A 266-nucleotide genomic window follows, 5' to 3' on the forward strand; every position below is an offset into this window, starting at 1 on the left:
GAATTTTTTTGAAGAGATGGGGTTGCTGTGAGTACCACTGTTTGAGCGTCTGGAGAGGTGTTTTATGATGCAGGTTTTTCTGAGGGATCTGATGATTATACAGGTAGACGAAGCGTTTGAGGGTGATCTGGAGTGAAGCCGCGGAGTCGAAGCGGTGGGTGCGCACGACATCGGCGATACGGCCGTTGAAGCGCTCGATCATGGCGTTGGTCTGCGGGGTTCTGGGCTTGATCAGGCGATGTTCGATCTGGTTGTCGGCACACACC

General features: G+C 53.4%; 1 protein-coding gene. It reads right to left on the minus strand.

Going from position 1 to position 266, the window contains the following annotated elements; translation table 11 throughout:
- Positions 1–266, minus strand: a 266-nt coding sequence (locus BQ17_RS14370; RefSeq protein ID WP_176722438.1) for an integrase core domain-containing protein, incomplete at both ends; no start/stop codon positions are given.

The organism is Candidatus Thiosymbion oneisti (genome assembly GCF_900092655.1).
Classification (GTDB): Bacteria; Pseudomonadota; Gammaproteobacteria; order Chromatiales; family Chromatiaceae; genus Thiosymbion; species Thiosymbion oneisti.